General features: G+C 75.5%; 10 protein-coding genes. 4 read left to right on the top strand and 6 right to left on the bottom strand.

Features of this window, described 5'->3' with window-relative positions; genetic code table 11:
• Positions 1 to 125 precede the first annotated feature (125 nt).
• From J2S42_RS33380 to J2S42_RS33370, 3 genes are all read right to left on the bottom strand, one after another.
• The gene (locus tag J2S42_RS33380) at positions 126 to 437 is read right to left on the bottom strand and encodes a hypothetical protein (protein WP_307245656.1); all 312 of its coding nucleotides are present in this window, start codon (positions 435 to 437) and stop codon (positions 126 to 128) included.
• A 192-nt stretch (positions 438 to 629) separates the two neighbouring features.
• The gene (locus tag J2S42_RS33375; protein ID WP_307245654.1) at positions 630 to 1400 is read right to left on the bottom strand and encodes a zf-HC2 domain-containing protein; all 771 of its coding nucleotides are present in this window, start codon (positions 1398 to 1400) and stop codon (positions 630 to 632) included.
• 68 nt (positions 1401 to 1468) lie between these two features.
• On the bottom strand, positions 1469 to 2056 hold the full coding sequence (locus tag J2S42_RS33370; RefSeq protein ID WP_307245652.1) for a sigma-70 family RNA polymerase sigma factor: 588 nt from the start codon (positions 2054 to 2056) through the stop codon (positions 1469 to 1471).
• Positions 2057 to 2213: 157 nt separating this feature from the next.
• Between J2S42_RS33370 and J2S42_RS33365 the strand changes: the two genes are divergently transcribed.
• Complete coding sequence (locus J2S42_RS33365; RefSeq protein ID WP_307245650.1) at positions 2214 to 3803, top strand: RICIN domain-containing protein; 1590 nt, start codon at positions 2214 to 2216, stop codon at positions 3801 to 3803.
• Between the two features lie 64 nt (positions 3804 to 3867).
• Here J2S42_RS33365 and J2S42_RS33360 read toward each other — a convergent pair whose 3' ends face one another.
• Entirely contained in the window at positions 3868 to 5502 is a 1635-nt protein-coding gene (locus J2S42_RS33360) for a S8 family serine peptidase (RefSeq protein WP_307245649.1), read from the bottom strand.
• A 219-nt stretch (positions 5503 to 5721) separates the two neighbouring features.
• Here J2S42_RS33360 and J2S42_RS33355 point away from each other — a divergent pair, with 219 nt between their 5' ends.
• Positions 5722 to 7704: a hypothetical protein gene (locus J2S42_RS33355; protein ID WP_307245648.1), complete on the top strand. Its 1983-nt coding sequence runs from the start codon at positions 5722 to 5724 to the stop codon at positions 7702 to 7704.
• On the opposite strand, the gene J2S42_RS33350 is transcribed toward J2S42_RS33355, so the two are convergent.
• Positions 7692 to 8267 carry a hypothetical protein gene (locus J2S42_RS33350; protein WP_307245645.1) on the bottom strand — a complete coding sequence of 192 codons (576 nt, stop codon included), beginning with the start codon at positions 8265 to 8267 and terminating at the stop codon, positions 7692 to 7694. The two genes, J2S42_RS33355 and J2S42_RS33350, sit on opposite strands and share 13 nt — an antisense overlap.
• Before the next feature lie 1924 nt (positions 8268 to 10191).
• On the opposite strand from J2S42_RS33350, the gene J2S42_RS33345 reads away from it, so the two are divergent.
• Positions 10192 to 11544 carry a S8 family serine peptidase gene (locus J2S42_RS33345; RefSeq protein WP_307245643.1) on the top strand — a complete coding sequence of 451 codons (1353 nt, stop codon included), beginning with the start codon at positions 10192 to 10194 and terminating at the stop codon, positions 11542 to 11544.
• Positions 11545 to 11552: 8 nt separating this feature from the next.
• Here the strand turns inward: J2S42_RS33345 and J2S42_RS33340 are convergent, their stop codons facing one another.
• A complete protein-coding gene (locus J2S42_RS33340) occupies positions 11553 to 14018 on the bottom strand; it encodes a hypothetical protein (protein ID WP_307245641.1) in 2466 nt (821 codons plus the stop codon).
• A gap of 376 nt (positions 14019 to 14394) precedes the next feature.
• Between J2S42_RS33340 and J2S42_RS33335 the strand changes: the two genes are divergently transcribed.
• Positions 14395 to 14745 carry a YbaB/EbfC family nucleoid-associated protein gene (locus J2S42_RS33335; protein WP_307245639.1) on the top strand — a complete coding sequence of 117 codons (351 nt, stop codon included), beginning with the start codon at positions 14395 to 14397 and terminating at the stop codon, positions 14743 to 14745.
• The last annotated feature ends 7 nt before the right edge of the window (positions 14746 to 14752 follow it).

Genomic DNA, 14752 nt, shown 5'->3' with positions numbered 1-14752 from the left:
GGGATTTACGTCGCGCCCAGCGCCACGGTTCACCGTTAATTTACATAAATTAGGTTCATCACTCTTTTCTCATGAGATATGCGCCCGCGACGGATAATCCGTACCCCTACATCACATCGACGGATTCATCGGTCCGAATCGGACCGTCCAAGCGGGCAACTCATGGCGTGCACCGCGAGCGCCTCAAGGTCATCGACGCGGTCCGGCATCTCCTGCCGCAGCTGGCGCAGCCGGCGAATCCAGGCCGCGGGGCCGCCGGGGCGGCGGAACGAGTCGTGACGGTGGATCAGCTCGGCCACCGTGCGGTCGGCGGCGCCGCCCAAGGCGAGCGACAGCGCCTCGCGGACCGCGCGGTCGACGCCCGCCGCGGGCCGGCGGAGTTCCTTCGGTATCCCGGCAAGACGGTCGTTCACACAGACAGACCCGGCACTGGCCACGGCATCCTCCGATCCGGCATCGTCCCGCTGGCGATGCAGACCATGGGATGACGAGACACATTCCGGTACGGTTCACCCAGAATTAATAAAAATTGTCTTCGTCACATATTTTTGATGGTTTATGCAGATATAGCGGATGTTCCGTCCAACTGCATGGCAGAACGGATATGCCGTCCTAAGTGGACAGATCGCTCAGCGTGGCGACGACGTCCCGGTGGGCAGCGGGGCCACCACCACCGTACGGCCGTCGGTCACCTGGACCGAGAAGAACGCGATCTGGTCGACCGGCACGGTGAGGCGGCCGTTCACGTCCTGACTGCCGGCCTCGCCGGTGAAGTCGCGGATCACGACCGTGGTGTTGTCGCGGGTCACCGCGTAGAGCCGGTAGCGCTCACCGGCCTGGAGACCGGTGACGGTGGCGCGCGCGGTCAGGCCCTCGACCGGCGTGTCGGTGACGGTGACCGAGAAGCTGACGCTCGCGCTGCTCGCCTCCGCGGTCGCGACCAGGTTCGCGTCGCCGGCACCGCCGTCGTCCCGCAGCAGCGCGAACGAGACGCCGGAGATCGCCAGGATCAGCGCGGCGGCGACACCGAGGATCGCGAGGCGCCGGCGACGGCCGGGAGCACGGCCGGGCCGGTTGTCGGCCGGGCGGGCGGGCGCCACCGGACGGCCCGGCCGGGAGCGCGGCAGCGGCGCGGTGGCGACGACGGGCGCGGGCGGCTCCGGCTCCGGGATGGACGTGTCGTCGTTGCCGACCGAGGTCAGGAACTCGTGGATGTCGTCGTCGCTGAACTGGCCGAGACCACTGGTGGACGGGCCCAGGTCGAGCGCCTCGGCGAGGCAGCGGTCGCAGCCGGCCAGGTGCCGCTCGAAGTCGGCGCGCTCGTCCTCGGGCAGCGCCCCGAGAAGGTAGAGCGCCAGGTTGGCCCGCTCGGCCATGGCCTCGTCGCGGTCGTCACCCATCTGCGCCAGCCCTCCCCTCGAAGCGTCCCCCTGCCCCTGAGCGGGGCGCCGGCCACCGAAACGGCGCATCATTCCGGTTCCACCGACCCCACGGCGGCCCGCATCGATCGCACTGCGTAATAAGCCCGTGACTTGACTGTACCTTCCGGGATGCCCAGCCTGGCCGCCGCTTCGGCGGTGGACGAGCCCCGGAAGTAGACCTCGATCAGCACCGCCCGGTGCTCCGGGCTGAGCCGGGCCAGCGCCTGCCGGACGATGTGCCCGGAGACCAGCCCGTCGACCGCGTCGCCCGGCTGCGGCAGCCGGGTGATGTCCGCCACCGCGACCTCCGGCGGGCGGGCCCGCCGGGCGCGGGCGGCGTCGATCGCGACGTTCCGCGCGACCGTGTAGAGCCAGGGCGCGACCCGCTCGATCTCCTTGGGCAACGCGTCCAGGTTGCGCCAGGCGCGCAGCATGGTCTCCTGCAGCAGGTCCTCCGCGAGGTCCTGGTCGCCGAGCGTGAGCCGCATCAGGAAGCGGAGCACCGGCGCGGCGTGGGCCTCGTGGATGCGCCGCATGCGCTCCTCGGGCGGCCAGGCCGCGGAGGCGTCGTCAGCGGTCGACACAGCGGCGTCGTCGCGCATCGCCGGCATCGAGGCCTCCAACGAATCTCTCACAGCGGGGCACCGGCGCACCGTCCGGCCATCGTGGTCACCAGGTCGCTCCCTCCGGCTCGCGAACAAATCTACGGTAGTTTGCGCCGTTCGGTGAACCGAGCCGGGTTCGCTTTCGTCTTCACGCCGGAGTTGTGACGCTGACGAAGGGTACGGCGCCGTGCGAACCACCATGTTCCCCAATCTGAGTCGATGGCTCGGCGAGCTCGGTGACCGGATCCGGGCGAGAGGCGGGCTGCGCCGCGGCGTCGCCGGCATGATCGTGGCGGGCGTCGCGATCATCGTCGCGTCCGCGGCCACGATCGGCTTCGGCATCGCGAACGCCGCGAACGACGAGCTCACCGGCCGGAGCGTGACGGACGAGCAGTTCTCCGCGATCGCCAGCGCGGCCCGGTCCTGCCCGATGCTGACCCCGGCGCGGATGGCCGGCCAGCTGATGGCGGAGTCCGGGCTGAACGCGTCCGCGACCGATACCGAGTCCGGCGGCAAGGGCCTGGCCGGCCTGGACGACGAGGACTGGAAGAACTGGGCGCCCTGGCCGGACGCGAAGCGCGACGACACCGCCGCGGCCGTGCTGGCGCTCGCGCACCAGATGTGCGACCTGGCCGGCCAGGTCCGGGTCGCGGGCGTGCAGGGCGACGAGTGGCGTCTGTCACTGGCCGCGTTCCGGTCCGGGCTGCCGGAGGTGACCAAGGCCAAGGGCGTGCCCGGCGAGGCGGACGAGTACGTGGACCGGTCCACCGCCTACGCGGCCTACTACGCCACGCTGCCGCAGTTCGGCGGCACGGACGCGCGGGCGAACCCGAACCCGTCCGCGGCCGAGGCCAAGCCGCTGCCGGAGGAGTTCGTCGCGCCGGTCAAGGCCGCCGGCAGCGTCTGCGGGGAGATCCCGCCGGCCACGGTCGCGGCCGTGCTGATGGCGTCCTCCGAGTTCAACTCGAACAAGCTCGGCCGCACCGGTGAGCAGGGCGTCGCCCAGTTCCGCGGCGACGTGTGGGCGCGGTACGGCCCGGAGGACGCGTCCGCGTGGGACGCGGGTAAGTCCGTCCCGGCGGTCGGCGAGGCGCTGTGCGGGCTGATCACCGAGCTGAACGGGCTGGAGGGCGACCCGCTCATGCTGGCGCTGGCCGCGTACCGGATCGGGCCGGAGACGGTGCGGCAGGCCGCGGGCACGCCGGACGGCGAGACCCAGGCGTTCATCGAGGCCGTGCGGGCCTACACCGACTACTACGCGATGGACAGCCGGATCGCGGTCGCGCCGAAGCCGTCGGCCACCCCGTCCGCCTCGAAGTCGCCGAAGCCGACCGCCACCGGCAGCGCCTCGCCGCGGCCCACCCGCCCGTCGCCGGCCCCGTCGTCGGACAAGCCGAAGCCGGAGGGTACGACGTTCGTGCAGGTCAAGGGCGGTCACTGCCTCGCGCCCGGCGACCCGGCCACGATCCAGAAGTGCGACACCGCGACGGCCGCGCAGCGCTGGCAGATCGGCACCGACGGGACCATCCGCTCCAAGGTCGACGGCAAGTGCCTGGACGTGACCGACGCCAAGACCGACAACGTCACGCCGGTACGGACCTGGAACTGCAACGGCACGGACGCGCAGCGCTGGCGGATCGAGAACGGCACGGTCTACACCGCGCTGGCCGACAACATGTGCCTGGACATCGACGGCGACGACCCGGCGCCCGGCTCCCGCGTGGTCATCTGGTTCTGCGTCAACCACGGCAAGCAGTCCTGGACCCCGAAGAGCTGATCCACGGGTACGAAAATTCGGCCCCCGTCCTCGTGAGAGGGCGGGGGCCGTTTCCGTGTGCGGATCAGCGCAGGTCGTGCTCGGCCGGGTCGGCCGGGCCCTGGGCCCAGCGGCGGGCCCGCATCAGCAGCAGGCCGATCGCGGCCAGCATGATCAGGATGACGATCACGATGGCGATCACCGCGCCGACGCCGATGCCCGGCTCCGGCACCGGCGGCAGCGCGACCGTCTCACCCTCGACGACCGAGGTGACCGCGGCGGCCGGGTTGATCATTCCGTAGCCGTACCGGCTGGCCTCGCCCTGATCCGTACCGACCTGGTCCGAGGTCTCCTGGATCCGGTTCTTCACCTGCGCGGCGGTCAGCTGCGGGTACGCGGCCCGGACCAGCGCCGCCTGCCCGGCGACGAACGCCACCGCGTACTGCGGGCCGCTGGCCGTGATCGTGCCGCTGCCGTTGATGCCGAGGCTGGCCACGTCCACGCCGGGCGCCACCACGTCCACGGACGCGCCCTGCACGTCGACCGCGAACTTGCCGTCCGCGTCCACCGCGCCCACCGAGAGCAGCGCGCCGCGGGCCCCGGCGGGTGCCTCCGGCGGTGTGCCCGAGCCCGCGGCCACGACCACGATCACGTCCTGGCGCAGCGCCTCGGTGATCGCGGCGGAGACCGCCGGGTCGGCGAGGTCCACGTGCGCGCCGACCGCGATCACCTTCGCGCCCGCGGAGAGCGCCACCTCGATCGCGGTCGCCTCGGTCGCCGGGTCGGACTCGGCCTTCTCGTCCACCACCCGGATCGGCAGGATCGTGGCGTCCGGGGCGATACCGCTGGGCGTGTCCGCCTGGTCCGAGTTACCGGCGATGATCGCGGCCATCGCGGTGCCGGAGCCGAGGCAGTCGGAGTCGCCCTCGGCGTTGCCGGTGGCGATGTCCACGCCCGGTGCGACCCGGCCGCTGAGCTGCGGCAGGCTGGCGTCGACGCCGGAGTCGATGACGGCCACCACGACGCCGTTGCCGCGGGTCCGCTCCCAGGCCTTGTCCGGGCCCAGCTTCTGCTGCGCCCAGGTCGAGGTCGGTGCGGAGGCGGCGTCGGTGCCGCACGCGCCCGGAGCCGGCTTCGGCGCCGACGGCGAGGGCGAGGGCGAGGGCGAGGGCGACGCGCTGGGCTTCGGGCTGCCGGTCGCGGACGGCCGGGCCGGCTGGCTCTGCGGCGCCGGCGGGTTCGGTGCCGGGGCCTGCGTCTGGGCCGGCGGGCGCGGCGAGGGCGAGGTCCGCTGCGGCGCCGGGGTGGTCCGGGTCGCGGCGGGCCGCGGCGAGGGCGAGCTGGGCGTGGTCTGCGTGCCGCGCGCGGCGGCGGGCGTGCCCCGGGACGGCAGCAGGCCGTACTGCACGCCGGTGCCGACCGCGTCCCACGGCAGCACCAGCGACCAGCCCTTGGTCAGCTTCGCCGGGTCGGTCAGGCCGGTGCCGTCCGGCTGCACCCGGCCCGCGTTCAAGTTGTAGATCTCGGCCGACCGGGACCCGCGGCCGAGGAACTTCACCGCGATCTCGGTCAGGTTCTCGGAGTTCCCGGTCACCGTGTAGTACTTCACGTAACCCTGCGTGACCGGGGCTGCGGGGGCACCGGCCACCATGGTCAGCTGAACCACTCCACAGGCCAGAATCAGCCCGACGAGCAGCCGATACAGTCGTCGACGTGTCATCGGCACCGGCACTCTCCCTCTCTCGCGCGGCGCGCCCGATTGAGCGCCGCCCCGATTACGGATCGCCGGTCGCGCCAGTTCAATGCGATTCGGACTTGTCATCGAAGTCGGGCCGATCCGCCCCCTCCGGTTCAGGTTCCGGTCTCGCATATCATCCGCTCTGGTGACATGCTGTTGTCCGAGTCGGAGCGCGGACGTGACCTGCGGGCGGTGAGAGGGATGTACGCGGCGCGACCGGCAATGGAGCGGTACCGGCAGGTCACCGGCCTGTACGACGTCCCGCTGATCCGGCTGCACGCCACCGGCGGGCTGGTCGTCCCCACCGCGCCGGACACGCCGCTGACCGGGCGGCGCCTCGCCGACCTGGTCAGGCGTGCCAGCGGGCCCACCGACGACGTACGCATGCTCACCGACGACGGCGCCGCCGACGACGCACTGTTCCGCGAGGTCGCCGGGCTGCTCGGCCGCGACGTCCTGACCACACCGGACGGCGCGCGGGTGGACCGGTGGCCGTCCGAGGGCGACGAGCCCGACGCGGTGGCGGTCGACCGGGTCACCGGCGAGCCGGTCGGCTGGACCGTCATCCAGCCACCGGACCTCGCCACCCCGCTGCCCGGCTGGTTCGACGTCGACGGCGGCATCGTGCGGCAGCGGGCCGGCGTGGTCGCGCTGGCGCTGCCGGACGGCGTCGCGCTCGCCACCCGCGCCGACTTCGTGACCCGGCGGGCGGCCGCACACCGGCTGCGCGACGGGCATCCCCGGCTGGCCACGGTCGCGGTCACCGTACGGTCCGGCGGCTTCGTGATCGGTGACTACCGGGGCGGCCAGCGGGTGCACGCCGGCCGGCGGCTCGCCTCCGTGCTCGGCGACCTGCCGCTCTACGGCTGCGACCTGCGGCTCTGGCTGACCTGGCCGGCCGGGGCCGCGGACCGCGAGCACCTGCTGCGCAACGTGGCCGACCTGGCCGAGACGACCGGCGCGACCGTGTGGACGCCACCGGCCGGTGGCGCGGTCGAGCTGTCCGGCGACCGACACGACCTGCGGGCGATCGAATCCACCGGCGAACCCGGGCTCTGGCAGGCGCACCGGCCGGAGCGGGCGACCGGCGAGGCCGCGTTCCGCTCCGGGCCGGACGGGCGGCTGGTACCGGCCACCGCGCCGGTCACGATCGCGGTGCGCCCCACGGCCGCCACCCCCGCACCGCCGGCCGCCGCCGCACCGCGAGCCGCCTCGGCACCACCGGCCACCCCCGCTCCCCCGGTGACCGCGGTCGCCAGCACTCCGGTCGTCAGCGCATCGGCGGCGGTCGTGCCGGTCGCCGCTCCGCCGGCCGTCCTGTTCGCGTCCGCGCCGCCGGAGACCGAGGAGGAGCCGGTCGGCACGCCCTCGGTGGGTGTCCCATGGCTGCGCGGCCGGGCACAGGTCACCACGGAGCCGTTCGAGGCGTTCGTGACCTCGCCGGACGATCCTCAGATCGTGGCCGTGAGCGGGCTGCGCACACCCGACCTGTTCGTGCTCGGCCACCTCGACCCGCACGCGATCCACCCGGACCGGCGGGCCCGCTGGCTGCTGCGGGTGCGGGTGGAGGCGGGCGGCGCGGTGCTCGCCAGCTCGATCGGCACGCCGGTGCCGAGCCGGTTCCAGCACCTGCTCAGCCAGCAGGTCTTCCTCCTCCCGGCCGGCCGGCTCGGACGCGCCCGGCTGATCACCGGCTACGCGCTCACCGCCGGCGGCGCGGCGGTCGGAACCGGCATGCCCGGCGGCGCGCCGCTGCGGATCACCTCCGCGGGCGCGCTGCACGGCGTGCCCGGCCTGCCGGACGACGCGCCCCGCTGGCCCGGACCGCGCACCGCGTACGCGCTGGTCCCGCTGCACGCCCGCACGCTGCCGACCGGCTGGATGCGGCTGCTGCGCCGGGCACCGGCGGTCACCGCCGGGCGGCTGCTGATCGAGGTGATGGTGCCGGAGGGACGGGCGATCGACCTCCCGGCCGCCGCGGAACTGCTCGGCCGGCTGCCGTCCGTCCACTCCCGCGCGGTGCGGCTGCATCGGGCCGGCATCGACCTGGTGGTGCCGCCGCGCCACTACGAGCGGATCACGGCGTTGCGCGTGTTCGAACCGGCCGGTTCACGGTGGCGACGCCGCCGCGACGCACCGCAGGGCCCGCTCGCCGACGTGCTCGCCCACGCTCAGCGCAGCTGAATCGACCAGCGACCGCCCGGGACCTCACCCATGATCACCGGTACGGCGTGGCCGTCGGTCGCGGCGGCCAGGTGCCGGGCCTCGGCCGGCGCGTCCGTGGCCAGCACCACGAACGTCGACTCGAGCATCCGCCCCGGCGCCGGTGGTGCCGGGAACCGGCTGAGCCGGCGGGCACCGGGCACCGGCACGCCGTCCATCGCGTCCCGGACCACGGCCACGCCCACGCCGGCCTCGTCCAGCCCGGCGATCAGCGCGGCCGCCTGGCGGCGGGCGGCGTCCACCGGACCGACGATCGTCAGGACATCGGGGGTACGTGCGAGATCCACGTGCAGCCGCCACCGTCCTCGCCGCCCGACCACCACCGGCACCGTGGCCGGCGGCGGCTCCTCACCGTCGGCCAGCCAGGCATAGGCCGGCACGGCCCCGGACGCGACGCCGAACAGCCGCACCGTGACGGGACCGAGCGGGGTGTCCAGCGTCTCGGCCACCTCGGGGCTCTCGTCGCCGGGCCCGGGCAGCACCGGCCGCGCCACCGCACCCGCCGGCGACGCCATCTCGATCACCGGATCCGGCTCCCCGGCGGGGTCCGCCGCACCGATGGCCGAGGGCGCCGCGGCCGCGGGCGGCTGTGGAGCCGGCCTCTCCGCCGGTGCGGTCCGCGACGCAAATCCCGCAGACGCAAAACCCGCAGACGCGGATCCCACAGACGCGGATCCCGCTGGCGCAGGTCCTGCCGGCACGGATCCCGTCGACACGGGTTCCGTCGACACGGGTTCCGTCGGCGCAGGTCCCGTCAGCACGGGTCCCGTCGGCGCACGTCCCGTCGCGGGGCCCGCGGATGCCCAGCCTGCGGATGCGGAACCCGCAGACGCGGGACCGGCAGACGCGGGACCCGCGGATGCGCCTCCCATCGGTGCGGTTCCCGACGAGGCCGGGCTCGCCGATGCCGGGTCGGTTCGCTCGGGGGCCGCGACCTCGGCGGGCCGGGACAGCGGGCGGCTTCCCGCACTGATCCCGATGATCAGGCCGCTGCCGCCGAGACGAACCGGGGCATCACCGGGAACAGGAAGGTCGACGTGCGGAATGCCCGTGGCCGGAGGCGGCAGGTCCGGCTGGCTGTCCGGCTCCCCCGCCGCCGGAGAGGCGGCCGTCGCTCGGTCGTCAGGACCGGAGCCGCCCCGGCCCCGCTCCGGCGACTCGGCATCGGACAGCACCTTGACCGGTGCCTCACGATCCCGGTCGGGATCGCCCAGCGACTTCACCGGCGCCTCACGATCCCGGCCGGGATCATCCAGCGACTTCACCGGCGCCTCACGATCCCGGCCGGGATCATCCAGCGACTTCACCGGCGCCTCACGATCCCGGCCGGGATCGCCCAGCGACTTCACCGGCGCCTCACGATCCCGGCCGGGATCATCCAGCGACTTCACGGGCGCCTCACGATCCCGGCCCGGATCGGCCGGCGGCCGCACCGGGGCCTCGTGGTGCCAGGCGGGTGTGGGGTAAGGGGTGGCCTGACCGGGGCGGGCGGGCTGCGTCGTGCGCCGGCCGGCCGGGTTGCCCGGCCGGCGGGCCGATGTGCGCTGGTCCGGGGCCGGAGCGGTGGCGGCGCCGGCCGACGTGGCCTGCTCACGGGCCGCGTTGCCGGGACGCCCGGCCGGGGCCGCGCGCTCGGGCCGCACCGGGGCCACACGCGCGGGTGACGCCGGTGCCACGCGCTCGGGTGACGCCGGGGCCGACAGGGCGGTGGAGGACCAGTTCGGCGGTTCGGTCCAGGTCTGTGGGTGGGTGTCCTCGTCGGGGGATGGCGCGTCGACCCACGTGCCGGGCGCGTCCTGCCATCGCGACCGTGGGATCGCCGGTGTGCCGTCCCGGGTGACCGGCGCCGGGCGCGACGTAACGCGGTCGGCGGGCGGTTCCGCCCAGGTCATCCGGGCCTCCGGCGGCGCGGCCGAGAACTCCGCCGGTGCCGTCGGCGCGAACGTCGGTGAAGGATCCGCGGACGCGGGACGGACCGGCATCGGCGCGGGCACGGTCGGGTCGTCGGCGTCGTCGCCGGGCGGGATCGCGGCGCGGTCGCGGAGCCGCCGGCGCTGCCGGTCAGGACCGCCGGCGCGGGACCGGGAGCGGCTCCGCCCGCCGCGGACGATCTCCAGCGCGAGCATGAGCAGCACTGCGGCAAGGAGCAGCGCGCTCAGTCGTACCCATGTGATGTCGCTCATTTCGCCTCCGGGCGGCATGGCCGGCTCGGGCGATCCACCTGGCCGTCGACCGGTTCGCCCTTCATGTAGTACTTTGCGATGTCGGCGCCGCGGCCCCCGCCGGCGGATTCTGCCTCCGGGGCCGCGGGCACAGTCTCCATGATGTCCGGCCGGGAACCGCGCCCGGGGCGGACGGCTCGTCCCTGATGCCGCGGGTGACCTACCGTGGCCGGGAGCGCTCCGGCGGTGTGGTGCCGGGCGGACCGGGTGCGAACGGGAGGTTGTCGTGGCTCACCGAGCGGCCCGCCGCTGGCCGGCCGTGTTCCTGCTGGTCCTGGTGCTGTTCGCGGCCACGCCCGCGGTGGCGGCGCCGGAGTACCGGAAGTATCACGTGGTGACCACGACCGCCGACGGCGACCCCGAGACGCTGACCGAGATCGCCGCCGCGCTGCTCGGCGATCCGGCGCGGGTCCGGGAGCTGGTCGCGCTCAACAGCGGCCGTCCGCAGCCCGACGGTGCCACGCTGAGCGACCCGGACCGGCTGCACGCCGGATGGATCATCGTCTTGCCCTGGGACGCCGCCGGGCCCGGCGTCGAACGGGGCCTGCTGCCCGAGGCGGCGCCGAGACCGGAGGCGGCCGCGGAGTCCTGTCCGGAACGCGGGCCGGACCGGGCCGCGCCGGCCGGGCTGCCGTGGGCCCAGCTTCGTTTCGACCTGCCCGGCGCGTGGGCGCGCGGCCGGGGCGCGGGAACCACGGTGGCGGTCGTCGACACCGGCGTGGACGTCACCGCACCGGCGCTGGCCGGTCGCGTCCTGGGCGGCGAGAGCAGCGGCAACGCCGGCACGCCGGCCGTGGACTGCACCGGGCACGGCACCGCGATGGCCGGCGTGGTGGCCGCCCGCGCGGACGGGGCGGACGGGTTCAGCGGGATGGCACCGGAGGCGATGATCCTGCCGGTACGGGTGCCGGTCGCGGCGGACGGCCGCGCGGACCCGCGCGACGCGGCGGACGCGGTCCGGCTCGCGGTCGACGCCGGTGCCGGCGTGGTCGCGTTGACCGTGCCGGTCGACACCACCGCCGATGAGGTCGCCACGGCCGTCGACGAGGCCGTGGCGCGGGACGTGGCCGTGGTGCTGCCGGCCGCGACCCGGCCGGGGCGGCCGTCCCGGCCGGGCCTGCTGCGCGTCGGCGGCGTGGGCGCGGACGGCACAGCGGCCGGGCCGCACCCGGACGGCGCCGTGGACGTGGTCGCGCCCGGCGTGGGCGTGACCAGCATCGGTACGGCCGGCCGGCCGGCGCTGCAGGGCTCCGGCCCGGACTACGCGGCGTCGTTCGCCGCCGGGCTGCTGGCGCTGGTCCGGGCCGCCGCGCCGGAGCTGGCCGCCGCCGAGGCCACCCAGATCGTGCTGGACACCGCGGACCGTGCCGACGCGCCGGACCCGGCCACCGGCCGCGGTTTCATCGATCCGGCCGCGGCCGTGCACGCCGCCGTCGTCGCACGGCCCGTGCCGGCGCCCGCCGCGGCGTCCGGTGGCATTCCCGCGCTGGGCCAGATCGCGTTGGCCGGCGCCGGCCTGATCCTCTTCGTGGCCGCCTGCCAGATCCCGCTCCGTCTGCTCCGCCGCCGTCCGCACTGACCGGCCGATCAGTGGACGCGGATCGTCCAGGCAGCGGACTCCCCCGGGCCGAGCAGGATCGGGATGATCCGTCCCGCGGTCGCGGACGCGAGCGTGCGGGCGGCGGGTGCGCCGGTGACGTCCGCGCCGGTGCAGAAGACCACGCGCGGGGCCGGCAGCGGCACGCCGGGCGCCGGCGGATCCGGGAGCCGGTCGAGGATCACCAGTCCGGGGACGGACTCCTCGCCCAGCAGCGGGCCGACCGCGTAGACGCCGACGCCGCTGGTGTGCAGCCGCCGGGCGAACACCTCGGCCTGCCGCCGGACCGCGCCGGCCGCGCCCACCAGCGCGACGCAGTCCGGGGTACGGCTGAGATCCACGTGCAGCCACCAGTCGTTGCGGCGGCCGAGCACCAGTGGTACGGCACCGCTGAGCGGTACGTCGTCCTCGGCCAGCCAGCCGTAGGGCGGGGTGTCCCGGCCGGTGGCCACGCCGGCCAGATGGACACCGGCGGGGCCCTCGTCCGCGAGCACCGTCTCGCGCAGCACCGGGTCCCGGTCGTCCGGGCCGGGCAGCGGTGGGCGCGGACCGGTCGGCCGGCGCCCGCCGGACGGGCGCGCGGGCGCCGGCCCGGCGTCCGCCCGGGTCGAGGCCGCGGTGATCTGCTCCTCGACGCGCGGCGAGCCGACCGGATCGCCGGGTAGCGGTACGTCGACCATCGAGCGTCCGCCCGGCCCGACGGCCGGCGCGGCGGTGGAGGCGGCGGTGAGCACCGAACTCCGCCACGGCTGGGTGGCGGGCTCCGGCACCACGGCGGTCTCTCCCGCCCGCGCCCCCGCCATGGCCGGCGTCTGCGCGTCACTCGCCGACGCTCGCGGGGACCGGGACTCCGGCCATCCGGCGGCCGGCGCCGCCGGTCGCACGGGATCGGCGGGGGCCGGCAGAGCCGGCCACGACGGCGGCGGATCCGCGGGACGCGCCGGCGAAGCCGCACCGGAAGCCACCGACCACGGCGACGGCGCCCCGCTGTCCACACCGGCTGCGGCCGGCCACGACGGCGCCGGATCCGCGGGACGCGCCGGCGAAGCCGCCGACCACGGCGACGACGAATCCGCAGGACGCGACGACGCCGGCGTAGAGCTGTCCACACCGGACGGATGCGGCCACGACGGAGCCGGATCCGCCGGTCGTGCCGGCGAAGCGGTGCCGGAGGCGGCCGACGACGGCGGCCGATCAGCGGGACGCGACGACGCCGGTGCGGAGGTGTCCGCGCCCGAGGCGGCCGGCCATGACGGCGCCGGATCCGCCGGACGCGGCGGTGCCTGCCCGGATGAGCTGGAGGCGGCCGACCACGGCGACACCGGCTCGGTGGGACGCGGCACCGGGTCCGGCGCGGCCGGACCGGGGGCGGCCGACCACGGCGGCGCGGGCTCCGTGGAACGTGACGGCGGCGCGACGGCGGATGCCGGCGACCCCGGATCCGCCGGACGTGACGGCGCCGGACCGGCCGGGCCCGAGGCCGCCGGCGCCGCGGGACGCGACGGCGGGGTGGAGGTGGGGCGAGCATCGGCCGGCGGCCGGGACGAGGCCGGGTCCCGGGACGAGGCCGGTGCGGCCGGGTCCGTGGCGCGGGTGGCCGGCCGGCCCGGGTCGCGGCCGGGCATCTCGACGGTCGGCAGTTCGTCGTCGCCGTCCGGGGTGCCGTCGCGGGGCGGGAGGGGCAGGCGTACCGGCTGGCCGGGGTCGGTGGTCGTGCGGGCGGGGCCGGTGGTGGCCGGTCCGTCCGCGCCGGGCGGGCCCCAGACCTCCCGCGGGTCGGCCGGGCGGGTCCCGGCGGCGGACGCGACCAGGTCCAGGCCGGCGTCGGAGGCCTCCGTCGTCGAGGGCTCGGGTGCGGGCGGTGGCGTCGCCGTGGTGCCGGGCGGACCGGGTGGCAGAGGTGGATCGCCGGCGCCGGGCGGTGCCGGGGACCGGCCCCGGGCGCCGGCCGTGGCGGCGGCCCGCGCACCGCTGTGCAGAATGTTGATCATCGCGGCGACCAGCATCAGCATCAGCACGAAGCCGATCAGCCAGAGGATCGCGATGCTGGTGGTGCCGGCGGGCTCGGGCGCGGCGGCCTGCGGTGGCGGGGAGGCGGCCAGGGACGGGGCCGCGACCGGTGCGATCGCGGGCAGCGGGCCGTCCTGGACGCCCTCGCCGGCGGCGTCCACCGGCAGCACGAGGACCCACCCCGGCTTGATCTCGCCGTCGCTGTCGAGCGCGTCGCCGTCCGGCTGGGTACGGCCGGTGTTCAGCGCGACGATCTCCCGGAAGCGGTTGCCGTCGCCGAGCGTCTTCAGCGCGATCGCGTACAGGTATTCCCGCTGACCGTTCACCGGGGCGCCGACCACGTAGTACTTGCCGGTGGCCGCCGGTACCGCCTGCGCGGGCGCCGCGCTCAGCGCGAACACCGTACCGATCAGCACGGCGATCGCGAGCGCGAGCCGAGCCGTCATGTCGAACCTCCCGGGAATCCGCCACCGGCCGCCCGGGGCCCGCCCGGTCCCGTGTCGGTCCGCGACAGCCCGGCGGCGGAGCCGGTTCATGCCGGTCCCGCACGCGGGATCGGCTCCGGGGCCGTCGCACCGGGTGGTGTCACGGAACCGAGGGACGGTCCGGGCGGGGGTCTCGGGCACTACCGCCCGTGCCGGGTCGCCGCGGACGGCGGGTACGGCGCGGGCCGGTGATCGGCCCAGTCAAGCAGGACCGGCCGGACGCCGTCACCGCCCTTCTTCGGGTGTCCCCGCTCCCGATTCTGAACCAGCCACGGTGCGGGCTCGTAGAAGGGCCGAGCCGGTGACGAGCCGGCACAGCAACGACAGGAGTCGCAGCATGCAGCCGTTCAACCTGGAGCAGTTCGCCGCCCAGGCCCGTGCGATGCAGGATCATGTCGCGCAGATGCAGTCGCGCCTGGAGTCCGCGTCGGTGACCGAGGAGGCCGGCGGAGGGCTGGTCACCGTCTCGCTCGGCGCGCAGGGCCGGGTGCAGAGCGTCTCGATCGACCCGAGCCTGCTGGACCCGTCGAAGCGGGACCTGCTGGAGAACCTGGTGGCCGAGGCGTTCACCAACGCCAGCTCGTCGATGCACCAGCTGGCCGAGGAGCACATGCGCCCGGTGTCCGACACCATCAGCCACCTGACCGGCCTGGGCAACGCGGGCCTGGACCGGCTCCGCAAGATGTGAGCGGCAC

The sequence above is a fragment of the Catenuloplanes indicus genome, from assembly GCF_030813715.1.
In the GTDB taxonomy this organism is placed as follows: domain Bacteria; phylum Actinomycetota; class Actinomycetes; order Mycobacteriales; family Micromonosporaceae; genus Catenuloplanes; species Catenuloplanes indicus.
Note: the sequence above shows the minus strand (reverse complement) of the source record. Positions and strands in the feature narration are given on the sequence as shown.